The 22,537-nt window shown below is 30.6% G+C and carries 22 protein-coding genes and 1 pseudogene; 16 read left to right on the top strand and 7 right to left on the bottom strand.

Annotation, left to right across the window (positions count from 1 at the left end; translation table 11 throughout):
• Window positions 1-4: 4 nt before the first annotated feature.
• From LXO72_RS08085 to LXO72_RS08065, 5 genes are all read right to left on the bottom strand, one after another.
• The gene (locus LXO72_RS08085) at window positions 5-1,237 is read right to left on the bottom strand and encodes a replication initiation factor domain-containing protein (protein ID WP_233332047.1); all 1,233 of its coding nucleotides are present in this window, start codon (window positions 1,235-1,237) and stop codon (window positions 5-7) included.
• A 207-nt stretch (window positions 1,238-1,444) separates the two neighbouring features.
• A complete protein-coding gene (locus tag LXO72_RS08080) occupies window positions 1,445-3,133 on the bottom strand; it encodes an FtsK/SpoIIIE domain-containing protein (protein ID WP_233332046.1) in 1,689 nt (562 codons plus the stop codon).
• Between the two features lie 13 nt (window positions 3,134-3,146).
• A complete protein-coding gene (locus LXO72_RS08075; RefSeq protein ID WP_233332045.1) occupies window positions 3,147-3,608 on the bottom strand; it encodes a conjugal transfer protein in 462 nt (153 codons plus the stop codon).
• 21 nt (window positions 3,609-3,629) lie between these two features.
• A complete protein-coding gene (locus LXO72_RS08070) occupies window positions 3,630-3,926 on the bottom strand; it encodes a cytoplasmic protein (RefSeq protein ID WP_233332044.1) in 297 nt (98 codons plus the stop codon).
• A 34-nt stretch (window positions 3,927-3,960) separates the two neighbouring features.
• A complete protein-coding gene (locus LXO72_RS08065) occupies window positions 3,961-4,143 on the bottom strand; it encodes a hypothetical protein (protein ID WP_013904646.1) in 183 nt (60 codons plus the stop codon).
• 650 nt (window positions 4,144-4,793) lie between these two features.
• Here LXO72_RS08065 and LXO72_RS08060 point away from each other — a divergent pair.
• From LXO72_RS08060 to LXO72_RS08020, 9 genes are all read left to right on the top strand, one after another.
• Entirely contained in the window at window positions 4,794-5,135 is a 342-nt protein-coding gene (locus LXO72_RS08060) for a helix-turn-helix domain-containing protein (protein ID WP_013904647.1), read from the top strand.
• Window positions 5,136-5,293: 158 nt separating this feature from the next.
• A complete protein-coding gene (locus LXO72_RS08055; RefSeq protein WP_013904648.1) occupies window positions 5,294-5,815 on the top strand; it encodes a hypothetical protein in 522 nt (173 codons plus the stop codon).
• Window positions 5,754-6,161, top strand: a complete 408-nt coding sequence (locus tag LXO72_RS08050) for a hypothetical protein (protein ID WP_041818439.1) — start codon at window positions 5,754-5,756, stop codon at window positions 6,159-6,161. The genes LXO72_RS08055 and LXO72_RS08050 overlap by 62 nt, the downstream gene beginning before the upstream one ends.
• On the top strand, window positions 6,142-6,951 hold the full coding sequence (locus LXO72_RS08045; protein WP_233332043.1) for a hypothetical protein: 810 nt from the start codon (window positions 6,142-6,144) through the stop codon (window positions 6,949-6,951). Before LXO72_RS08050 ends, LXO72_RS08045 begins: the two co-directional genes overlap by 20 nt.
• 195 nt (window positions 6,952-7,146) lie before the next feature.
• Window positions 7,147-8,004, top strand: a complete 858-nt coding sequence (locus LXO72_RS08040; protein WP_013904651.1) for an ImmA/IrrE family metallo-endopeptidase — start codon at window positions 7,147-7,149, stop codon at window positions 8,002-8,004.
• Between the two features lie 8 nt (window positions 8,005-8,012).
• A complete protein-coding gene (locus LXO72_RS08035; RefSeq protein ID WP_013904652.1) occupies window positions 8,013-8,699 on the top strand; it encodes an XRE family transcriptional regulator in 687 nt (228 codons plus the stop codon).
• Window positions 8,700-9,211: 512 nt separating this feature from the next.
• Window positions 9,212-10,795, top strand: a complete 1,584-nt coding sequence (locus tag LXO72_RS08030) for an ABC transporter transmembrane domain-containing protein (protein ID WP_233332042.1) — start codon at window positions 9,212-9,214, stop codon at window positions 10,793-10,795.
• A 261-nt stretch (window positions 10,796-11,056) separates the two neighbouring features.
• Window positions 11,057-12,178, top strand: coding sequence for a HesA/MoeB/ThiF family protein (locus LXO72_RS08025; RefSeq protein WP_233332041.1), 1,122 nt, complete (start codon window positions 11,057-11,059; stop codon window positions 12,176-12,178).
• Complete coding sequence (locus tag LXO72_RS08020; RefSeq protein WP_002917271.1) at window positions 12,171-13,334, top strand: M16 family metallopeptidase; 1,164 nt, start codon at window positions 12,171-12,173, stop codon at window positions 13,332-13,334. Before LXO72_RS08025 ends, LXO72_RS08020 begins: the two co-directional genes overlap by 8 nt.
• Here the strand turns inward: LXO72_RS08020 and LXO72_RS08015 are convergent.
• Window positions 13,297-14,181 (bottom strand): helix-turn-helix domain-containing protein, encoded by an 885-nt coding sequence (locus LXO72_RS08015; protein WP_233332040.1) that lies wholly within the window; start codon window positions 14,179-14,181, stop codon window positions 13,297-13,299. The genes LXO72_RS08020 and LXO72_RS08015 overlap by 38 nt on opposite strands.
• Window positions 14,182-15,342: 1,161 nt before the next feature.
• Between LXO72_RS08015 and LXO72_RS08010 the strand changes: the two are divergent.
• Window positions 15,343-15,411 (top strand): annotated as a pseudogene (locus LXO72_RS08010) (peptidylprolyl isomerase); the annotation flags it as partial.
• A gap of 233 nt (window positions 15,412-15,644) precedes the next feature.
• Here LXO72_RS08010 and LXO72_RS08005 read toward each other — a convergent pair.
• A complete protein-coding gene (locus LXO72_RS08005; protein WP_233332039.1) occupies window positions 15,645-16,007 on the bottom strand; it encodes a hypothetical protein in 363 nt (120 codons plus the stop codon).
• A 483-nt stretch (window positions 16,008-16,490) separates the two neighbouring features.
• Here LXO72_RS08005 and LXO72_RS08000 point away from each other — a divergent pair, with 483 nt between their 5' ends.
• The 6 genes from LXO72_RS08000 to LXO72_RS07975 all read left to right on the top strand — a co-directional run bounded on the left by LXO72_RS08000 (window position 16,491) and on the right by LXO72_RS07975 (window position 22,535).
• A complete protein-coding gene (locus LXO72_RS08000; RefSeq protein WP_233332038.1) occupies window positions 16,491-17,411 on the top strand; it encodes a helix-turn-helix domain-containing protein in 921 nt (306 codons plus the stop codon).
• 256 nt (window positions 17,412-17,667) lie between these two features.
• Window positions 17,668-18,348, top strand: a complete 681-nt coding sequence (locus LXO72_RS07995; RefSeq protein ID WP_233332037.1) for an ABC transporter ATP-binding protein — start codon at window positions 17,668-17,670, stop codon at window positions 18,346-18,348.
• Complete coding sequence (locus LXO72_RS07990; RefSeq protein WP_070659344.1) at window positions 18,338-19,492, top strand: ABC transporter permease; 1,155 nt, start codon at window positions 18,338-18,340, stop codon at window positions 19,490-19,492. Before LXO72_RS07995 ends, LXO72_RS07990 begins: the two co-directional genes overlap by 11 nt.
• Window positions 19,492-20,109 carry a CPBP family intramembrane glutamic endopeptidase gene (locus tag LXO72_RS07985; protein WP_070659343.1) on the top strand — a complete coding sequence of 206 codons (618 nt, stop codon included), beginning with the start codon at window positions 19,492-19,494 and terminating at the stop codon, window positions 20,107-20,109. The genes LXO72_RS07990 and LXO72_RS07985 overlap by 1 nt, the downstream gene beginning before the upstream one ends.
• Window positions 20,110-20,119: 10 nt before the next feature.
• Window positions 20,120-20,536, top strand: a complete 417-nt coding sequence (locus LXO72_RS07980) for a hypothetical protein (protein ID WP_233332036.1) — start codon at window positions 20,120-20,122, stop codon at window positions 20,534-20,536.
• 415 nt (window positions 20,537-20,951) lie between these two features.
• Entirely contained in the window at window positions 20,952-22,535 is a 1,584-nt protein-coding gene (locus tag LXO72_RS07975; protein WP_233332035.1) for an ATP-binding cassette domain-containing protein, read from the top strand.
• Window positions 22,536-22,537: the final 2 nt, after the last annotated feature.

The raw sequence follows: 22,537 nt of genomic DNA, 5'->3' as shown, positions 1-22,537 counted from the left end.
CTTTCTAGTGTTCATAGTGTTTATTGGCTTTGAGAAGTCGTAACATGGCTTTTCCTCGATCAGTGATCTCTCCGCTGTTCTGAATCATCTTCATGTATTCTGTTTGCAAAATTTTATCTGCTTCAGTAACTAGTGCAAGGGAGTTCGCAACTTGATAGGTCAGCCAGCGAATCGTTCGCTCAATACTGTAAGGCTGTGGGTTAGTTGAGAGTTTTAAGGGTTCGACTCCTCCGAAGAGCCGTTGCCATTTTTCATCAGGTTTGTAGGCTCCAAAGCTAGTAACTCCATCATAGACTTGGATTTCTTTATTGATGATGCCTCTTGCGATTTCTCCGAGATCTACACCATTGATGTATTCCTCCACAATGCCTTGAGCTTTCTGATCTGAAAAGCGGAGTTCATAGCGATTCCAGATACCAAAAATCTCCAAGGATTCGTCCAAGGAGATATTTTCCATTCTAGCTATTTCATAGCGCTTTTCATAAAAGTTGAAGTAGAGTTGACTTTGACGGCTCCCAAAATAAATGGACAAGCCGTGATTAGCTTCCATGTCTTCATTATCTGTGAAAGATCCACCACCCGTGATATTCCATTTCTTGATCGTGTCTAGGACAATCTCTTTGGAATAGAGTTTATCAATCAATTTTGGAATCTGAATTTGTTCGTCCTCGTGACCGTAGCCTTTATAGAGTTCATCTAGAGCGATATCGAGACGTTTCACCCGAACATCTTCATAGGAATAAAGAATGTTTTGAAGAAAAATCTGCCAAGTAATTCCCTTATCTTCTAGAAGCAATTCCAGCTCACGGCATCCTTGACCGGATAGTTGAAGACAAGTTTGGTAGTCATTGGTCACAGACTTATCAAAGAAATCAAAGATCCAGATGTTTCCTCTTTGCCAGAGATGAGTATAGTTCATGAGTCGTGTTTCTTGTTCGGTAAACTCACTCAAGGGACAGTGAAGGAAGTTTTCACAGAAAGCATCTAAATCCTTCAATCTAGGAAAGGTCAATCGTAGATAGTCGATCTGAGCTCGAAGACTGTTTTTATCGCACTCTTGATAGTAACCGAGTCTTTCTTTTAGTTCTCTAAACTTATCAATCGTCAGTCCTCTTTCGCCTGTTTCATAAGAGCGATAGGTTCGTGTAGGTAGATCAACAGCTTGTGCAAATGCTTTTTGACTAAGTCCTGTTTGTTTTCTGAAATTCTTAATATGAAAAGGACTAATTTTGTCCATTCATCGCAACACCTCTTTCTAACGAAGTGACACACTTTTTTGACGAAAGTGACACACTTCATAAAAATTGAAAACCCAACTCCCATAAGGAATGAGGAGGGGTGGACTTGGCGTTTTTGCCAAATGTAACCCCCCTATTAGAAAACGGGGGTTGAAGTTTCATCATGGCCTAGAAACTTCGGGCTACGGTCTGCGCCTGACCTGCGGTCAGGCTTGCCCTTGCCCTTGTCCTAGCCCATGATGAACAATCGTCGCTTCAACTGCTTTTGGATAAGACCTGCGTCCTCCCGCTTCAAATTGAGCGAGGATTTCAATAAGAAGTTTTTCTTGAAAAGGATCCACTAGAATAGCGGATACAGTCCGTTCAAAGATGATCCCTTGTTCTGTTAAGAGATAGATAATCTTGCGTAAGGTTGGCATTTTAAGATTTTGTTCGTCCGCAAATTCCTTGAGTGGTCGTTTGCTTGGTTCGTTTTCTATAGTCTCCTCTTCCACTATAGGATCAATTGTTTCAAGCGGTGGTTTATATTCTTCAAATACTGAGAACTCTTCTCCTTCAAATTCCATAATAGGAATTTTAGAGTAGGCATCGTAGAAGGAAAATCCTTGATCAAGCGGTACATAAGGAGAGAAAAACTCACCCGCCAACTCACCATTATTTGCGATATAGCCCCGTCCTTTGACTTTGACTCCATTAATTTCATCCAGCTTTTTGAACTCTTTGGTTTTATTAGCATCTCCAAACATCATGTCATAGCCTGTTGATTCTAAATGACCGACAGAGAGACGCTTCATAAAGTTATCCCGAAGAGCTGTTTTGATAAATTCTCCATCGGGTCGTTGCATAGCAAAGATGATAAAGACTCCAGCTTGACGACCTTCTAGAACTAATTGTGAGAGGTATTCCATGAGTTCTGACTGTTGGCTATAGTCGCGATCAATCTTTGCCATGAGGGCTGCCCACTCGTCTACCAGGATGAATTTTGGTTTCATGTCATAGTGAGTAAAGTTCTTTCCAGCTTGGAATCTTGGCGAAGTGGACATCCGCTCATAGCGTTTTTCCATGAACTCTACATTCTCTTTAAAACAGTTGATGATATCTTCCTTACTAGTATAAACACGGCCATGAAAGACTGGAATTTTCTTTAATCCAGCTAGATCAGAATTCTTTGGATCACAGATATCAACAAAGCCGATTTTAGCTAGGGCGTAGATAATGGTCATGAGAACAACTGTTTTTCCTCCACCTGTTCCACCGCCAATGAGAAGATGAGGTTCTTCAATATAATCCCAAGATACATCTTTCATGAGCTGGAGTTTGGATCCCTTGACTTTTACTTCATCGATGGTGATTCTGCTATCAATTCGGTTAATAGCAATTTCATACTTGATAAAGCGATTATCAAAGGTTTTATTGCGAAAGTCTCCGTTAAACATGACTTCAAGCGTAGCTCCAAGGTTTAAAAAGCGATCTTGGAACTTATTGCCCTCCAAAATAAAACTCACTTCAATCTTGTAGCGAGACTGTTTGATATACACTTGAGGTAAGGTGATTTTTTCAATGATCTTGTTTTCACGTCTAACCTTTTTAACTAGATAGAGGTTATTCTCTAGCAAAAAGCGAGAAAGAATTCGAAGGCTGTTGAGCTTTTGAAAAAAGAGCAACTTTCTGTAGCAAACCCGATTGATAAACCAAGAGAAGATTAAAGAAAAGAGAAGCCCAGCTCCTAGAAAATATCCTTGGGGTAAAGGATGGACTTTTAATTCTTCTAGATGTAAGTAGCTGTAGAAACTAATAGCCAATAAAAAAGGAAACCACCAGACAAACCATGTGATTCCCTTTAGTTTACGATGAAAAACTCGAACTCTTTTTCCCCGATAGGTAAAGAGTTTCATCCTGCATCACCTCCTAGTTTTCTTTCTTATTTTCTACTGGTTTGTTTTCTTTAGTCGGTGCGCCTCCAGTTTTTTTCTTGATTTTAGAAGCAAATAGCTTATAGATATCATTACGATTGACATGGGTATGCGTGATAACAATATCTTCTAGTTCAACTTCTTCTCGGTACTTAATGCCCAAGTCTTCAATTTCAGACTCAGACATATCTGCGATGGTGAAAAAGAGGGTTTCATGCTGGACAGAAGAGTGAATCCCTACAACAATTCCACGGATCTCACCTGTATTGACTTGTACAAATGATCCATCAGGATTACGTTGTGAGCGCTCCACTTCAAAGATGATATCAGGGCCCTCAATGCCTCGGAAAGTCAGTTTTCCAAGGACAGCTGGGACATCTAACCCGTCTGTAATAACACGATAAGTCTTGTCAGCAATTTGTAGTTTTTCTCCGTAGTTTAATCCAATTTTAGCCATGTGATTTTCTCCTTTTATTTCTTATTTTTTGATTACCAATTTTTCCGCAAAGACATTGAGATAAGGTGCAACAGTATTACCATTTAAAGCAGTATCTGGGAAAAAGATTGGGTTAACAGTTTCTACTAGAGCATCTTCAGGAAAGAGCGTTGTAGAGGCTGGTGTAATGACATGAAAGGCACCGTGCTCTGCGCTGTTTAGAATGTGACGTTGGTATTTGCCTTCTTTTCTAAAAATAAATTTAGGAGCATCTCCTAAACGTTCGTAGTAAGCAGGGCCAATAAATTCTGGTTTCATTTTAAGTGTTTCTGAGATCATAAGATTTTCCTTTCTGAGTGTAAAATAAAAAGAGTTAAGCTAGTTGCTTCACTCTTGAGTAATAGTGGGTAAATAGTTTTCGTTTAAACATGCGACTATAAATATCAATATCCCCATGAGCGTAGCCATTTCTACGAGCATCTTGAACCAAGTGATCTAAATCTATTTGAGCTTGAGCATAGAGTTTAGCCTGTAGTTTATCAGATTCACTAAACATGCCATAGGTGAATTCATAGTTATCATAGAGTCGTTTACATTGTAGTGCGAAAAAAGTTTGTCATATTATTCTCCTTTATTGTAAAAGCAAAAAGCTACTAAGTGAAAAAAGGAAAGAACTTAGTAGCTTGAGAGTAGGTCTATCTTAGTAGATAGACAGCAGTAAAGAAAAGTTATTTGGTTGGAAAGATCCCTCTTTCCACGGTGGCAACGTTTAGCAAGGTGCTTTGCGTCAATTACCATCGCTTTCCCAGCCAATCTCTTTAGGTAGTCATGATCATACCCAAGAGATTCTCTTACGCCCTTTGGCGAAGCCAGTTCACTTTACTATTCGGAAAAGTGCGAAAGTCCGAAATGCGTGGAAGCCCACAAGAATTAAATCCTGTTTTTTATCTTCACTTCAACCATAAAACGGACTTGACTTTTAGTATCAAATAAATTACAATAAAGGTACGAAGTTTAGTGTAGTTTGATAGTCAGTCCTCTGGTTGTCAGACGCACTTTTTATTTAATTGTCAATGATCTCAATTGGTAGGGATTATTATTTTGATTTTCAATATCGCTACCAGCTATATCTATATTTTATCGCCTATAGCGATAAAAGTCAAGGGATTTTTAAAATTTTTTTAAAAAATTTGAAGAGGAATAACTATGGCGTTTGCAGAACGTTTAAAAGAACTACGAAAACAAGCTCACCTTACTCAAGTTGAATTAGCAAAGCAATTAGGGATTGGGCAGTCTTCCTATGCAGACTGGGAGAGAGGAAAGAAAAATCCCACTCAAGAGAATCTTATTAGACTAGCACAAATTTTAAATGTGTCAGTTGATTATTTAGTTGGGAACTCAGAAGCAAAATCAGAGGAGTTAGATAATATTGAACTTCTTTTCCGTATGAACTCAAAAGGATTGACCGAAGAAGAAAAAGAGATTTTCAAAAAAGAGTTGATTGAGTTTATGGAAGAACGGAAGAGAAATTTTGAGTCCAGAAGTTAGTATATAAATGTTATGAAAGTACGATTTAGATTCTATAAAAATTTAATTCTTGGATGAAAAATGCCAATAGACTTTATTCAGACTTATAATTGCGTAATGTAGTACTTGTTAATTTTTTGAAAATATTATACAATAAGTTAGTTTAGGAGGTGAAATTTATGTTTTTAAATACCATAGTATATGATGAAAAGCAGTATGAGTCAGTAAAACGTAGTATTTCTACCTATCGAGAAAATTTTAAGAACTATCGTTCTGAACTCGAAAGAAGAGTAGACGATGATGAAGAGCTCAAATTTTTTTATTCTAACATTATATCTGAGAGTATTAAAGTATCTATTTTAGATAAGATTAGTTCTGATAAGGTATTACAAAAAAAATATTCAAATGATTTAATAAAATTTTTAAATTTTTATAGTGGTGTATTATCAAAGGAAACTACTTTCTTAGGACGTAATAGTGATGTAGAAAACTCTATTAATATTTTACACAGTAATAATGATAAATTACAGAATAAATTAAAAGATATTTATATTCAATTTGAAAAAAACTTTTCGAAAAAAGATGATCATAAATTCGAATTAGATAATATTGTAGTAACACTACCAGAAGGAGATAATAATGAAGATAATCAAGTCGATAGATTCAATTTATCCAACAGAATTAGTATTCAATTTAAATAGATTAGATGAAAAACTTTTACCAGATAATGTGGTTGAAATTAAGGTTGGTATAACAGTTAAAGAACTTGAACATGATGACCAAGGAAATTTCAGAGCAATTGTTTCATTCCTATTAAGTGTCGCTGATGAAAAGGAAAGTTTATTTAAATTATCGCATCAAATAGAATTCACTAGTTCAGATGAAAACTTTAATATCAAGGATAGGGAATATAACTTTGCATTGTTTGAAATCGTAGAACCTTATATTAGATATAGATTTAATGAGTTGTTTTCACAAACAAAATTCTCATCTCTTGAGATTCCATATAGATTTTGGGAGACAATTGATGACAGATCCGAAATATAAACTAAAGCATATTAGATTTAAGTCTAATCAAAGATTTGCGCCAACACGTGTACATAATATTGTATTGGAATTATATAAGTGGGCTGTTTCAGACTATTCCTGTTATAGAATTATTAATAGTTTTTTTGATTCAAATAGAAATAATAATGAAACTCAATTAGTTATAAATTCTCGAATTGAAGATCTTAAAGACGAACAAGAAGTCATATATGATAATTCGGTTAATATAGACAGTTTTAATGAATTGAAGAGATTACTTCTAAGTTTATTTAATAATAATTTATCTGCTCAAGACTATCGTATGATATATAGTTATTACCTTGAGTATATCACAATGCGATGGAGAAGAACTCCGGGTAGATTTGGAAAAGTTGTTTATGAACCTTTAATAAAGTATAAGCGGAAGGAACTATTTGGAAATAAAGATTTTTCTAAGTCAAAATGTGATGTAGTGTATAAGAATAATAGAGATAAGTCACTATATATCTATGAGTGTAAATTTGGGTTATCTACTTTTTTCTACCATCTCAGAGTTAATATCAATACTGCAACAGGAAGATTGAAAAAAAACGGAATTCGAGCTAATCGTAAAATTCAATATCTAGAAGAGTGTAACAATGTGTTTAAAACTAGTTCCGATGTTATTAATCTTGATGTAAAAATTGTAACACTTGCAACTAGAAGTTCTATCATAAGTTCTGTTGGCTTATTAAGAGGTATTGATTTAATGACTAGAGATGAACTAGAGGCCAAAGACTTTTACGACTTGTTAAAAAATAAAGGAGTCTAGCAAAAGTTAATGAACATTGTAAATAAATCCTTGGAATAATGTTTTTTCAATAATAGACTATTAAGGTTATGATTTTTAAAATATTATATTATTTTTTTTGGGTTGAAGAGTGGACAAACGTCCACTTTTTTTGTATAATCAACTCAATCAAATTGGTTTAGTTTATAACTAGTGACTTAAAGGAGGTACTATTCATTGGATGAATTGTATTCAAGAGTAAGTAAAATAACAAAACAAGCCCTGTATTCCTTTATGAAAGAGGAAGATATTTCAACCCTGAACTATCTCTTTCGCTACTATTTTGACCATTGTATTGATATGAATCAGATTAAAGTCATCCCTCATCACTTTTCAAACCATAAGATTGAAGGGTTGACGGTTATTGATGAACTAGGAACGAGTTTCTCCTACGAACAAGATAATCCTGTAAGCAAGCGTCACTTTACCTTGTGTCATGAATTAGGGCACTTTATCTTGAAACACGATGGTTCTTATTTTACAGAGTCAGTGGATAATCAGGAATCTATTCTAGAGCGAGAAGCTAATATATTTTCAGCTATCGTTCTCATGCCTGATATTGTTCTACTATCCAAGATTTACTACTCTTGTGATTCATTTCAAAAAGTCAAAGAGGATCTAGAAGTTTCAAAGCAGGCACTTTATTTCCGACTGATTGACTTATTGAGAGTTTACCAAGTGGATACTGAATCAGCCATCAAACAGGCAGTAGATGAATACCTTGACGGTCAAAACGCCTCACTTCACCATTTCTTTCATCAACTCAAAGAAATATTGATTGAAGAGTTCAATCAATATCAACCCTCGCTTATAGCACGGCTAAAAAAGAGATTGAAACAAACCAATTTCGTGACGAGTCAAGAACTACCAGAATTACTTGACCAGACTAGGTGGGACGAAATTAGAGCGGTAAAGAAATTCAAGGTGTGGCTTGTTTACAATAAGGGAAAATCTTTAGCCTACGTGTGGGATAGTGAAAAGTTATCTGAAACAGAAGCAAGGAGAAAGGCGAATTTAGAATTATTAGTCATGTGAGGTAAGTGATGTATCAACCAGAAAAACTAAAAATTCGTAGGAAAGAATTGAAATTAACACAAAAGGATATTGCTGATCAGTTGGGAGTCAGCTATCAAGCCTATTCCGCATGGGAACGTGGAGTAAAACAACCATCTAGAGAAAAAGTGCAACAACTAGAGCAGATTCTAAACGTACCGAAAGGTTTTTTTACAGAGATCGAAATCGTCCGACTATATAATACTTTATCGGATGAAGGTAAGAATAATGCACTTAGTTATGTCAGAGGCCTAGTTCAAAAAGAAAAATGTAAGAACATTGTTTCAATGTCAGAAAAACTATACGAATACCATGTTTACGAACAAATGTCTGCTGGTATCGGTTCATCGGTGTATAACGATCAAAACTATGATACTGTCTATTTTGATGAAGAACTAGCCCACGATTTCGCCTCATGGATTTCTGGTGACTCAATGGAACCCAAATATCAAAATGGTTCTGTGGCTCTCATTCGTGAGACAGGATTTGATTATGATGGTGCAGTTTATGCCGTAGTCTGCAACAATCAGACATACATTAAAAGAGTTTATCAGGAAGAACAGGGCTTACGGTTAGTTTCTATCAATCCAAAATATCGAGATATTTTTCTTTCGTATGATGAAGATCCTAGAATTGTAGGGATTATTGTAGGGAATTTCTTACCTGTTGAACAGTGATATTGTTAATGTAAAATAATAATAGTGTATTATTTTTTCTAGACAGGGTATAAGTGGAAGAAAAGATGAATAAAATGGAGAAGACTCTAATGGTTCTTCTCCATTTTTTTATCTAATTGGTAATGTTGAAAATCGGAAGTGAAATGATACTTTCAAAGAATTCATTTTGGACACTAGCAAACGAAATAGAGCCCTGATGCAAATCAACAATTTGTTTTGAAATTTTTAGCCCAATTCCAGTCGTTCTAATTTAGGATACTGACTACGTCAGTTCCATTTCAACCTTAAAACAGTGTTTTGAGCAACCTGCGGCTAGTTTACTAGTTTGCTCTTTGATTTTCATTGAGTATAAATAAAAATATGAGTTCTCCTCTTATTTTAAAAAATAATTATTTTATAATTTTTTTATATTTAGTGTAAACTATTCAGTGCGTCCCAAATACGGGAGGTTTGTTTCTGATTTTCATATTTGGATTATAATATTCTCATCAGAGTTACTTAAGGAGTAAGATATGAACCAGATTATGAAACAATATAAATTACTATATTTCTTGATTATTTTATTAAGTCTGACAAGTGCTCTTTTAATGACATTCTTCTCTCTTCAATTAGGAAGAATACTTGATAGTATAACTAATTCAAATAGTGGATTACTCTTTCATATCACTATTTGTGTAAGTTTAATTTTACTGTGGTTCTTTATCTCTTGTTCTTATTCCTATCTTAAAAATCAATATGTAAAAAAAGTTATTATAGATCTAAAAAAGGGTCTCTTATTACATTATTTATCGCGTGAATTTAACCAAATTGACAACCGTAACCATTCAGATTTCTTAAATAATATCACCAAAAATAGTGACCTTATTCAAGAAAATTTATTGATTCCTAGAATCTCTCTAATTGCAAATTTAGGGACCCTTATCATGAGTGTGGTTGCCATTATCTATATAGAATGGCGATTAGCATTAGTCTTTCTTTTATTGTCGATTATAACGATTTTTCTATCTCAAATTCCTGGAAAGTTAATGACTAAAGCAACTAATAATTATTCCCTACAAAATAGTCACTATTTGTCAAAAATGACAAACTTTATTAATGGTTTTGAACAAATTAAGTTATTAAATATTCAAAGCTGGACCCAAGAAAAAATTCAGGGAATCAGTTTAGAATTTGAAGAGTCCAGAAAGAAATATCAATTCTTAAAAGACTTAGCTTCAACTACTGGAATTTTACTAAGTTTTGGCTCTCAACTATCCTGTATGGTCGCTGGTATCTTTTTTGTAAGAAATAACTTACTGACTATTGGACTACTAGTAGCAAGTATTCAATTATTAAACGGTGTTTTTGCTCCATTACAATCTATTCTTTACAATAAAAATTTAATCAGCAGTAGCAAGTCCATTATTGATAATATCCAAGAAAATCTATATGAGACAAATCATGGAACTTTCCATAAAACAAGTACAATTGATCGTGATAACATTTCGACTATTTCTATTAGCCAATTATATTATGAAATTGAAAATAGAATATTATTTGATCATTTTTCCTATGAATTTAAAAAAGGCAAGCGCTATGCGATTATCGGTGCTTCAGGAACTGGGAAAACAACTTTAGTAAAATTAATACTAAATTATTATCCAAAAAATCTTTATGATGGAGAAATAAAAATCAACGGAAAACAGAATATTGATATTCCCTCAGAGGAGTTATATAAAGATATTGCGTTTGTGCAAAAAAATGACTTTCTAATTGAAGGCAATATTCTAGAGAATATCAAATTGGCTAGAAACCTTCATTTAACTGAAAAATTAAGAAAATCCTTAGGTTTTAATGAAGACTTCCTTCGTAAAAACCTAGCTCAATCAAACAAAATCATTTCAGAAGGAGAAAAGCAACGAATTGATTTAGCTAGGTTTTTAGTCAAAACATATTCAGTTTATATATTTGACGAACCTACAAGTAACCTTGATCCAATAAAAGCAAAAGAAATAATGGACTACATTCTATCCATTAAAGATGCAATTGTTATTGTCATTACTCATGATCAAAATCCAGAAATATTGGAAGAGTTTGATCAGATTATTGTTTTATAATAGAAAGGAGGTGATGATCATGATTATGGAAGATTTCAACATTTTGGAGTTAGAATTTGAAGAAATTCGTGAAGATAATACAACTAATTGGTACTTTATCTAAGATAATTTTAGATTTAGTTAATTTAAACTTTTAAAAAGAGAGTTTAAATTAGTTTGTATTAATAAAAAAGAAGTCAATAATATTAATTGACTTCTCGTGTATTACAAAAGCATGCATGTTCATCTTGCATGCTTTTATCAAATAGTTGAGGATATAAAATGGATAATTATTTCCCAAAATGGAACCAGGATAGAATCGTTTACCAATGGAAGAACGACAGATTAAGAATTGGAGCTGACGATGTTGATGTATTAGAAATTACAGGATACTCAGATTTTTGGTCAGATTTAATTTCTTGTTGCAATGGAATTAATAGCTTTGAAGAAATTAAAGATTTATTAAGAAAAAAATATGATATATCCGAAAATATTATAGAAAAATATATATCTAAATTTTCTGATCGTAATTTATTAGAAATATTAGATAGACCTGTAAATCAAATTGATCACTATTTAATTAATGAATCACTGGAAACTTATTATTCTAGTGAAGGTATTGGTGGGATTAAATTACTTGAAAAATTGAGTAATTTAAAAGTTACCATACTAGGATGTGGAGCCGGTGGTTCTCATATCGCATTACAATTAGCCCAATTAGGGGTAGGGCGACTTCGTTTAGTCGATGATGATATTGTTAAAGAAAATAATATAAATAGGCAATCTATGTTTACCTTTAACGATATTGGTAAATATAAAGTTGACTGTGTAAAAGATTGTATTCTAAAACGTAATTATCAGTGTGTAGTCACAAAAAGAAAATTAAAAATGAGCACTGTTGATGCTGTAAAAAAAGAAATTTCTGAAAGTGACTGGGTATTTTGTTGTATGGATGAACCTCCTTATATAGCACAAAGATTAGTAAATAGAGCATGCTATTTATTTAATATCCCTAGTATATACTGTTTTAGCCAACGTAGCGCAGGTAAACTCTTATTTTGTAATCCTAATATTCAAAATATAGGCTGTGTTGATTGTTTACTTTATGAACAAGATAGTGATAACTTTCAAAATTTAGTTAAAAAATTTTCAAACTATGATGGAAAATTAATAACTGCAAATATTTTAACTAATATTCTATTATTGTCATCATGGGTTGTGAAGAAATGGTTAGATTGTGTAACAGAGAAAAATAGTAATGTTTGGAATACTTTATTTAGATTTGATTTTTATAGTTTTAGGGAAGATGAATTCAAGCACTTCTCTAAGCAATCTCATTGTCCTACATGTGGTCATGATTTCGATAAAAGTAAACTCTGGGAGATTCTAAAAATTGATGAATAAGAAAATTATATTTAAAAAAAATCAAGCAAGTAAATTTGCATATTTTTCATTGATGTTTGTTGCAGGTACTAGTATTGAGCAAGTAAATGAATTAGGATTTTCACATCTTATTGAACATTTACTAATACGAGCAGGGAATGAACAATCACTAAATGAATTGTTTGATATGAATGGTGCAGCTATTAAAGGAGAGACATCTAGAGATTATATTAATTTAAGTGGTTACTGTCTAGCTGAAGATTTCAATAAAATTTTTAAAATACTGATAAGTAGGATTTTCAATCTTTCTATTACTGAAGATGAACTATTGAGGGAAAAGAAAATAGTCTTAATTGAATTAAATCAGTATGAAAATAGTAAAAAATCTATTAATGATAATCGAGTAATTTTTAAAAATAGTTCTTGGTCAATAGATATTATTGGTACTAGAGGTAATATTGAGTATGTTAGTTTAGAAACTATATATAAATTTTATATAAAAAATATTCAAGCAGGAGAATTCCAGATTGCTATTGCTGGTCCAAGTTTTCTACAAAGTGAAATCATAAGTATTGAAAATATGTTACCTTTAAGTGGATCATCTGTAGAAATTAACTCTCCGGCTTTTTCAACTGGTTTAACGGAATTAGATAAACAACAAGAACTTTCTGAAATTTCTATGTATCTAGATATATCTGGTATGGTAGCATCATCTCATGAAATGGCAATGTTAAGTATCTTAAACTCGATGTTAACTGGTATTAAAGATTCATTATTAGGCCATAAGTTAAGGACACAAAAGCAATGGATATATAGTATTGTATCATACCCAATATTTTATAGTAATATGACTTTACTAAAAATAGTAACTATAACACCTACAATCTATAAGAAAAAATTGATTAAAACACTGGAGAACAATCTTGTTAATGAATCCGATTTATCTGATGAACTATTATTTTATAAGGCTAAAAAAAGAGTAATCAATGAATTGTACATAAATTGTGAAGTTAATAAAAATGAATATTTAAAAACAATTTGTAGAGAAAAATTATTTGATATTCCAAGTTGGGATAGTATTGCTGAAGAGCTGGAATTGATTTCTTTAGATGAATTAAAAAGTTTTTCAAAAAAAGCAATTATTCAAAATAGGAATTACCACATTGTAATAAAATGATAATATTTTTTTTGTAGTAATCTTTATAATTTTTGTATAATGTTTTATTGAATAATTCAAAAATTTTTAAAGCATCTTCTATTTTTAAAATTGATTTTTGATTATGATGAAATTTAAGTTCAAAAAATCCTTCTAAATACAAAAGAATAGTTTGTTCAAAAAAATCTGTGGAATTAGATAATATATTCTTAGTAGCTTGTTTTAAAAATAAAGCTTCCTCATATAAGCTGTTTTCAATCATAATAAGAAGTGAATTAAGAAGTAATTGAACGAGAGCTTGTTTATTTCTAGGTATAGAACTATACAACTTTCCTTTTTTAAGCGCCTCTTTGGCATATCTAAATAATAAATTTGGTAATATTGCTCGACAACAATTTCCAAGAATAAGAATTTCGTAATATCCCCAGTTTTCAACAGAAAATAAATAATTAGTAAGATAAGAGGTGTCTTGATTACTCAATTGATGAGTATTATCAATTCCATAGATAATACTTTCAATGAAAATAGCGTTTAACTTATGATAATGAGATTTGGTTTCTCTAAACAGTTCCATCTCTTTGCTTACCATATTAAGTAATGATTTGATTTCTTGATTGTATGCAGCCTGTTGAACTAAGCGTATCAAGGTATTGAAGTCTGAAGGCTGATAATTATTACATGAAAGCAAAAACTCTTCTAGTGTTACACCTATTTTTTCAAGTAGATATAATAATTTAAAAAATGAGATTTCTGTCTCTCCTAATTCAAATCTAGATATTTGAGACTTTGAAATTTCTGCACCTGCTAATGAAGAAATAGAAATACCTTTTCCTTCTCGTATTTTTCTATAAGTTTCACCTATAATCATATTTATCTCCATTTACCATAAAAAATCATTAGAAAGCGTGACAGATTATGAAAAAATACTATCAAATCTTTTTATTATTATTTGATATTATCATTATTATTGGATTATATCAATAAAATTAATGAGTGTGTGAAAATTCAATACTAGGAGAAAATGAAATAAATATTTCCACAATAAAATGTATGATATCAAGTTTTTTGGAAAGCCTCTGTTCGTAAATTATTTTAACTCATAGTTGATGATTCCACAAATTGAAAAGTTTTAAACTTAGCATTTAAACGCTCAATTTTAATACGTATTACAACTATCTCTATTAAACTTCTTATCCTCTACAGTCGATACATGCTTTTTAGAACTTTTTAAAGGAAAAAAGATATCTCATGAATATTCATAGTATCTAAATAACAAAAACAAGTAATTGCTCTGACAAACTTGACCTATACTTTCTTTAAAAAGAGTAAAATAATGTGTATGACCATCTCAAAAAACTAATTGACAGGCACGAAGTGTCGTTAAATCGATTATGATTGTGTCTTTATGGTGTATATCTTTTTCCAGGATAATTCTTACTTTGGTTTCTTTTAGGACATTGAAATAGGACTTTCTGTGACATCAATAGCTATAGTGACACTTGTTGATTTTAAGTTTTCTAAGTCAAATAGACTTGAGGAATGAAGAGTATATTCTACGAATGTTAATGTTCAGTGACTATCACTAGTCCAAGACCAAAATCAAAAAACTAGAAGATGTTGAGTTGATTAATAGCATAAATAATGCAAGTTCAAAATTAACTGTTTTTCTAGACTTAAAGTTTTTGTGCCTCCTCCTTTACAGTGTTTGGATTTATAAGTTGTATCTAGACAGGATATCTTTGTTGGGAAGGTATCCTTTTTGACACTAATAAATAATTTAAAGTTCTCAGGAGTTAGTTGCATGGTTTTTCGTAAATAGTTTTCTTAACTATAGTATAGCATAGTACAGTATGGCACTTTATTTTTTCCAATAAGTCTATTATACCCCAAGGACAGCTGGTTTTAATTTTTTCTCTGAACTGTACGATTTTGCGCCAGAAATGTAGGAATTACCTTTCGTTGTGATGTGATAAAACTTACAAATCTTTTTTGTTATTCTTGACCTAGTTTTTTAGAAAGAAGGTCTAAGATGTTAAATAAAGTCAAAACTAAAGCCTTAATTAGTGTTGGAGCAGTGGCTGCAACTAGCTTTATTCTCTGAATCTTGCATGATAAGAAGAATAAAGAAATAAAAAGAAAAATCAAAGTGTTTGTTTATCGGCAATCATCACAATTCGGTTTTTTAAAATAGGATGGTATATTTTGTTTCTTTGACCAAAATTTGAACAAAAAATAGATTTGACTTTCGGTTAATAATAAGCTTAAAAGTTTTTTGAAGGAATCTATTTAGCACAAAAAAACACCTATTCGGTAAAATAGGTGTGAATAATGTTATTTATATCCATATTGTTTTAGAGCGTTTTTATATGCTTCGCTACCTTTTAAATAGTAGTCGTGCTTAACTCCACTAATATCAACAGAAAAGACCCCATCTTTAAATGAATACTCTTCTGTTCGACTTGCAATATTTTGTCCAGTTAATTCGATCGTATTCTTTTGCTTGTTAATGGTAAAGCTGTCGGCTTCTCCATGCTCTATGGAAGCATTATCTCCTTTAATAGTAAATGCCAATTCATTTCTTTCACTTGATATCCAATAGTATTCGCCATCCAGAGATTGTTGCTTATTTTTAGTGCAAGCAATTAGTGTAATTATTGATAATGACAACAATAATATGCAAACAATTTTTCTCATGTTTCTCGCCTCCTTTTATAATATTACTATACCAAAATAATGTTACAAAACTGTATCAATGTCTGTTATAATGGAAATTTCAAATAATGTCCATTATAACAGACATTAGTAAATTTTAGAAAAAGATCTATATTTGGCTATAGTTTTACTAAATCTCTACGACTATAGATTAAAAATGTATACACTTCTATTTTACAAGTTCAACTTAAGAAAATTCCAATTACAACCATTTAACAAGTAATATAAAAAGAGTTCTACACTTTCAGTAGAACCCTTCTTATTACCAGTATTTTGATTACCTAGTTTTTTCTATTTTAACGCTTCTTTAATTTCACTAACTGTTGTAGCAACACTTTCATCGTAGAATGATTTTTCACACAAAATTATTGACAGTATCCATATCTATATTCATAAAATAAAATTTTTTAATATTATTCAATAAATGCTATAATATAAGTAAATAACTTAGGAGGTTAAAACTAGTTGCTGGATTTTGGCAAAAGAATTGAAAGGATGCGATTAGCTCAAAAAATAAGTCGTCAGGAATTCTGTGGAGATGAATCTGAATTAAGTGTCCGTCAATTAATTAGGATTGAAAGAGGTGAGTCAAGACCTACATTAACAAAATTGAAATATATTGCGAATCGGTTAGGAATAGAAGATTTTAAATTAATGCCAGATTACGTAGAGTTAGAAAAAGATTATTTGCAGTTAAAATATTACTTGATGAGAACCCCCACATATGAAGATGAGAACATTGCTAAAGAAAAAGAAAAAATTTTTGATAAGATTTTTGACGAGTATTACAATGATTTGCCTGAAGAAGAAAGGATCATTATCGATATTTTACAAGCATATGATGACTTTGGCCTACAAAATGATGATAGTAATTTAGAAATGATTTTACAAGATTACTTTACTCAAATTCTTCTTAAAACCGAATACGAAGTAAATGAGCTTTTAATCATAAAATTATTTTTATTAAGATTAGTTCATCCCAATACAATACTAGATGAGAAAGAAAAACATAAATGTACAATAATAGCTAACAATATTTTACAACAATTAGATAAGTTCGATCTTGATTATGTATTTATTGTTAGAGATTCCTTACTTTTATTACTTGGAATATTTGAAAAAATGAGTGATTATACTCGATTTGAAAAAATTCTTCAAGAATTGAATGATTTAACATCTAAAACCTACGACTATCAGAAAAAACCTATTATTCGTATATGGGAATGGCGCTATGCGCTATTTTCAAAACAAAATTATCAAATGGCCGAAAATTTTTTTCAAGAAGCAAAAATATTTGCAAAAATGATTAATAATAGCTATCTTATAGAACAGATAGAAAAACAATGGCAAAGTGATCTTCAAAATTACTTTAAAAATAAAAACTGAGTAAGGAAAGTGACAAAAATGTCATGGCAAAATCCCGAATTAGCTAAAGTTAAAGCTGATTCGGGATTTTTTTAATAATAATGTGTTTATATAAAGAATTCTATTTAAAATTAGTGACATTTTTGGCCTTTTTATATATGTTTTTTATAAGTATAATATTCGTAAATTAAAAAACAAAGGAGATAAAATATGTTATTACTAGTTATTTCAATTTTTTGGACTTTTATATAATTGATAAGATAAAATGGAGTATTCTATGTTGGAATTAAAAAATATATGTAAAAGTTTTAATCAAGGAGAATTTAAAAATAGTGTTTTAAAAAATATAAATTTAATAGTTAAACAAGGAGATTTTATATCTATAATGGGTCCATCTGGATCTGGTAAATCCACATTAATCAATATTTTAGGATTACTCGATTCTGAATTTCGCGGAGAGTACAAACTTAACGGAGAAATTATAAAAAGTTTAAATGAGGATCAGCATGCTACACTCCGTAACAATGATATTGGTTTTGTATTTCAACAATTTCATCTAATTGATGAGTACACGGTTAGAGAAAATATTTTATTATCATTCCTCTACTCAGAGAAGAAGGCAAATTTAAAATACATTGAGAGTTTAGTTGAAGACTTGGGCCTTGTAGACAAACTTAATGAATATCCAAATAATTTATCAGGGGGACAAAAACAGCGAGTTGCTCTAATCAGAGCTCTTGCTCATAAGCCAAAATTTCTTATAGCAGATGAACCTACAGGAGCATTAGACGAAGAAAGTAGGGACGAGATTTTACAAATTCTACAAAATTTAAACAATTCTGGTACTACAATTATCATTGTTACTCATGATGAGTTTGTTGCAAATTGCAGTAAAACTAGGTATAAAATGAGAAACGGTCATTTAACGCTGGAAGGATTGAAATTAAATGAAGTTTAAAAAAATTTTGATAGATACTTTAAAACTGTTATTGAGAAATAAACGACAGAGTATTCTCACTTCCCTAGCGATTGCCGTAGCAACATTTGTGGTGCTGGTTATTTTGTCAAGTTCTTCTTATACCACTTCTACATTAGGTGATGACTTACACATTGAGGAAGATTCTGTAACAATAACTTATACTCCCAAAAATATCTTGACTAGAGGTGGTTTTTCCAAGGAAGATAAAAGAATAGTTGAGAATTCTATCGGGAAAGATGTGAGGCTATCTGCTAGTTCCTATGGTTTGTATGCTGAAACATATTTTAATAAAACAAAACAATATCTCAGTTTTCGTACATTAGATGATTTGAATAAAAATGGATTAAATGTACCATCCTTGTTAAAAGGGAAATCAATAAAGAACCTAAATAACGGGATTGCTATTAGCGATAAAGCTCTAATGTTATTGACTCGAAAGGGAAACATTGAGAATTTCTTAGGAAAAACTATTAATATATCTGGCAAAGATTACACTATTCAGTCAATTTTTTATGGATCAGCTGTTAACGAAAGATTACCTTCTTTAATAGTTACTGAGGATACAAAGCGTTTACTGTTAGGATATAAGGAATATTTTGATGAGCTGGTGATATCAACTAACAAAATAGAGAATATTAATAAAGCTTTGTCAATTTTAGATATTCATGGAACATATCATCGTGAAGGAACTTATTCATATATCGATAACAAACGTGTTTATGAAGAAACTAAAGCTCAAGCTAACACTATACTTAATTTTATTGCATTTCTTTCAAGTATTTCAATATTTGTTGCTGGTTTTGGAGTCATGAATGCTTTGTTATCTTCCGTAAGTGAGCGTAGTAAGGAAATAGCAATTCGTCGTGCTCTAGGTGCAAAAAAATCTGATATCTACCTATCGTATATGATAGAGGGTACATTTTTATCCATAATAGGAGGTATGTCAGGAATCCTAATAGCTGAAATATTTGTTATTTTAATGAATATAAGTGGTTTTGTTGCGACATTAACTTTGAATCACATTTTAATCACATTGTTTACAACTAGTGTATTTGGAGTTGTATTTAGTATCATTCCTGCAATGGTTGCAGCAAATAAAAATGTTATTGAAGGTTTGAAATAATGGAGAATTGTAATCTACATAAACATGAAGTTGTTGTTATATTAATCGCCACAGCAATTTTTCCACTCTTATCTCTTATTTTAGGAGATGCTCTCGTAGCTCTGTTATTAGGAAATGCAGGAATGCTAAAAATGATGTTCGGTGAACGAATAATATTTGCAATGACAGCATTATTTCTATGGTGGGAGCTAAATAAAACAGGTTTAATTCGTATTAAAACCAAGCAAATATTCTCTTTTAAACAAGTCAGTATTCTTATTATTTCAGTTATTTTAATAACTATATATGTATTTCTATTTACAGAAAAATATATTTCAGCCATTTACATATTTTTATTTATTGTATTAAATTTTTTAATTGCCTGGGAAGAAGAATTCGTTTATAGATTGCTGGTTCCTGAAATACTTAAGATATTATTTAGAAATTTTTTTATTATATGTTTACTTCAAGGTATAATATTTAGCTATTTAGGGCATATGGAGGAAAGTATATTAGACAATTTATTATACAGGCTCCCGCTGTCTATTGTTTTATTTGTCATTAGAGATAAAACCGGAAATATTCTTCTCTCAACAACAATTCATGCTTTATGGAATATTGTATTAGATTTTATTTAAAGGAGATAAAATGAAACTTACAAACAAAGAAATAGTGTTTATTGCGTTACTAATTGTAGAATTTTCAATATGTTTTTTCATGTTAGAACATTTTAGTATTTTTCAATTTATGTTATTTGTTCAAATTATTCCGTCAATATTATTGGCTTTTATTTCCGGTAATATTGCAGTTAAAAATAAACATACTTGGTTAATCTTGATTAGTTTTGGAATTATACACGCATTGATGATGTTTGCAATTTTTAGTGTTACCCCTATGACGATTATTGAACAAAATACTATTCAATCCGAAACCTCAGTGTTTACATTTAATAGAAATTTACAATTTGGTACTTATTTTGGATTCTTTTTACAAGAATTATTACTAGGTGGATTTATTGCAATTCTTTACAAAACTTTTAGAAAAGTTAAGCAAGGACAATTCTGATGAAATATATATTGAAAGGAGGTGAAAAATCATGCTAAAATTATTTAAAAAATTAACGACTCAATGGTTCTGGGGTGTTTATACCCAGGTAACCTACTATTCAAATGGTAGAAAGAAATCGTAATATTTTTTTTGCTTTATTAGGAGGAGGTGATGAAAAATGATTAGATTATTTAAAAAATTGACAACTCAATGGTTTTGGGGTGTTTATACCCAGGTAACCTACTATTCAAATGGTAAAAAGAAATCATAATGGAAGAAAGTACATATCTAATTTATCTTAAAAACGTATCCCGATTATAGGATATTTACATTAAATACTAACTTCTATAAAATAGGTGCATCTTTCTAATAAAAAAAGGTGCACCTATCTTTTAATTTAATGTTAGCTAACATAATATATTAGAGGTACACTATGACTATCGTAGATTTATTAAAAAAAATACATTTTTATATAAGTTTTAAAGAAAGAGTACTATGGGGAATAGGTGTAGTACTAGCTTCAGTCTCAGCTATTGTAGGACTATTATTGCCAGCTCAGATTAATCTATTATTCCAAAACTTTAAAGAATTTAACTATAATAGAATTGTTCCTCTTGCACTACTTTTTTTAATACAAAATGCAATTATGTATTTTTCTTTATATATACTCGGAAAAATAGGAGAATATACGATCTTATCTCTACGAAAAGAAAGTGTATTATCTCTTTTAAATTCGGAAATATTTAATCTTGAAACTACTACTTGGGCAAGTAGAGTGATATATAATCCCGGTTTTTTTTCTGAGTTAATTTCGAGACAGATTCCAACTTTAATAATAAATACCCTTCAATTAAGTTTAAGTATAATCATATTGTTTTATCTAAATTTAAAAATTACGTTATTTATAATCATAGGTATATTGGTAGTAGTTACTTATTCAATTTTATCCGGAAAAATCTTATCTAAAATTCAAATCAGATTTCAAAATTTTTTGTCAACAACAAATCAGCAACTTTCTGATGTCCTTGGAAGGTTAGGATTAATAAAAATTAACAATACCATTGATAAAGAATTTAAAGATTTAAAAATATCAATTCAAGAAATTTTTAAAATATCAGTAAATACTTTAAAGATAAGTATATTTAGCCAGATTGGTAACCAATTATTATTTATTTTAATTTCTATATCATTGTTATTTATTATTATGAATGATATAAAAAGAGGTGTGACACAGATGTCTTCGGTTACTCTATATATCATGTACTGTGCTCAATTACTAGCTCCTTTATTAGCAATATCAGATGACCTAACTAGTATAAAGCGAAGCAAAGAGATTATGGTAGAATATCTTAATACATTCTCTGATTTAGAATCGAATTCGAATAATTGTGTATTTGTAAAATTTGGGAAAAATACTCAAATTGAAATAATTAATTATTTAAATCCGTTTAATAAAAAAATAATAAGTAATCTAAATTTTTATGAAGGTGAAGTATACCAATTAACAGGTAGTTCTGGTATTGGTAAAACAACGTTATTAAATTCTATTTTAGGTTTAGTTAAATTTAACACTGGGCAAATTCATTTAACTTTTAAGAATGGGAAAACCCTATATAGTAAACTGGCCTATTATCAAAGTCAACAGCAAATACTAGTAAATAAAACAATAAGAGATAATCTATCATATTCGCATCAGATACCAGATGAAGAGCTGGTAGATACGCTTCAACAATTCGGATTGTTTGATGAGTTTCATAATAAGGATCTATTAAATCTAATAGTTACTGAAAAAACACTTTCAAAAGGCCAAATTGCTAGATTAGCATTAGCTAGAGAATACCTAAAAGAGGATTCCGAAATTGTAATATTAGATGAACCGTATGCTCATATAGATGAGGTGAATTCTAGAAAAATTGATAAAATGTTTAGAGATAGATTCAAAAATTCTATTTTGATTATTGTTAGCCACACAAAAAATTATATTAATAAAAAAGATTATATTATTGAAATGGTATAAGA

Source organism: Streptococcus sp. XMC, assembly GCF_021341835.1.
In the GTDB taxonomy this organism is placed as follows: Bacteria; Bacillota; Bacilli; order Lactobacillales; family Streptococcaceae; genus Streptococcus.
The sequence above is the reverse complement of the archived record's forward strand: the minus strand, read 5'-3'. Positions and strand labels throughout refer to the sequence as shown.

Coding starts and splice junctions, on each gene's coding strand:
- LXO72_RS08015 (WP_233332040.1), bottom strand. CDS start 14,181: ATGATTATAGGTGAAACTTATAGAAAAATACGAGAAGGAAAAGGTATT.
- LXO72_RS08035 (WP_013904652.1), top strand. CDS start 8,013: ATGTATCAACCAGAAAAACTAAAAATTCGTAGGAAAGAATTGAAATTA.
- LXO72_RS08080 (WP_233332046.1), bottom strand. CDS start 3,133: ATGAAACTCTTTACCTATCGGGGAAAAAGAGTTCGAGTTTTTCATCGT.
- LXO72_RS08050 (WP_041818439.1), top strand. CDS start 5,754: ATGAAGATAATCAAGTCGATAGATTCAATTTATCCAACAGAATTAGTA.
- LXO72_RS07995 (WP_233332037.1), top strand. CDS start 17,668: ATGTTGGAATTAAAAAATATATGTAAAAGTTTTAATCAAGGAGAATTT.
- LXO72_RS08025 (WP_233332041.1), top strand. CDS start 11,057: ATGGATAATTATTTCCCAAAATGGAACCAGGATAGAATCGTTTACCAA.
- LXO72_RS08065 (WP_013904646.1), bottom strand. CDS start 4,143: ATGTTTAGTGAATCTGATAAACTACAGGCTAAACTCTATGCTCAAGCT.
- LXO72_RS08020 (WP_002917271.1), top strand. CDS start 12,171: ATGAATAAGAAAATTATATTTAAAAAAAATCAAGCAAGTAAATTTGCA.
- LXO72_RS08045 (WP_233332043.1), top strand. CDS start 6,142: ATGACAGATCCGAAATATAAACTAAAGCATATTAGATTTAAGTCTAAT.
- LXO72_RS08055 (WP_013904648.1), top strand. CDS start 5,294: ATGTTTTTAAATACCATAGTATATGATGAAAAGCAGTATGAGTCAGTA.
- LXO72_RS07975 (WP_233332035.1), top strand. CDS start 20,952: ATGACTATCGTAGATTTATTAAAAAAAATACATTTTTATATAAGTTTT.
- LXO72_RS08070 (WP_233332044.1), bottom strand. CDS start 3,926: ATGATCTCAGAAACACTTAAAATGAAACCAGAATTTATTGGCCCTGCT.
- LXO72_RS08060 (WP_013904647.1), top strand. CDS start 4,794: ATGGCGTTTGCAGAACGTTTAAAAGAACTACGAAAACAAGCTCACCTT.
- LXO72_RS08005 (WP_233332039.1), bottom strand. CDS start 16,007: ATGAGAAAAATTGTTTGCATATTATTGTTGTCATTATCAATAATTACA.
- LXO72_RS08085 (WP_233332047.1), bottom strand. CDS start 1,237: ATGGACAAAATTAGTCCTTTTCATATTAAGAATTTCAGAAAACAAACA.
- LXO72_RS07990 (WP_070659344.1), top strand. CDS start 18,338: ATGAAGTTTAAAAAAATTTTGATAGATACTTTAAAACTGTTATTGAGA.
- LXO72_RS07985 (WP_070659343.1), top strand. CDS start 19,492: ATGGAGAATTGTAATCTACATAAACATGAAGTTGTTGTTATATTAATC.
- LXO72_RS08075 (WP_233332045.1), bottom strand. CDS start 3,608: ATGGCTAAAATTGGATTAAACTACGGAGAAAAACTACAAATTGCTGAC.
- LXO72_RS08030 (WP_233332042.1), top strand. CDS start 9,212: ATGAACCAGATTATGAAACAATATAAATTACTATATTTCTTGATTATT.
- LXO72_RS07980 (WP_233332036.1), top strand. CDS start 20,120: ATGAAACTTACAAACAAAGAAATAGTGTTTATTGCGTTACTAATTGTA.